This window comes from Peptacetobacter sp. AB800 (genome assembly GCF_047807365.1).
Taxonomy (GTDB): domain Bacteria; phylum Bacillota; class Clostridia; order Peptostreptococcales; family Peptostreptococcaceae; genus Peptacetobacter.
On sequence record NZ_JBLOUI010000147.1, the window covers coordinates 1 to 213 of the forward strand.

Sequence of the window (213 nt, forward strand, 5' to 3'; positions counted from 1 at the left end):
GATATGATAGAAAATTATATGGATTATTATAACAATTCAAGATTACAAAGAAAGTTAGGTGTATTAACACCTTTTGAAAAGCATGAAGAATTTTTAAAAGTAGCATAAAAAAATACTGCCATAGAACACCTTTAAAAGGTGTTCTTATGACAGTACCTTTAACTGACACCTAACGGTTGTCAGTTTTTTTGTATTCAAATTTAGCTCCACAAT

1 protein-coding gene is annotated in these 213 nt (G+C 28.2%); it reads left to right on the top strand.

Annotated features, from left to right (window positions below; all coding sequences use genetic code 11):
• Positions 1-3: 3 nt before the first annotated feature.
• Positions 4-108, top strand: coding sequence for an IS3 family transposase (locus ACK2WN_RS12505; RefSeq protein ID WP_416155082.1), 105 nt, complete (start codon positions 4-6; stop codon positions 106-108).
• The last annotated feature ends 105 nt before the right edge of the window (positions 109-213 follow it).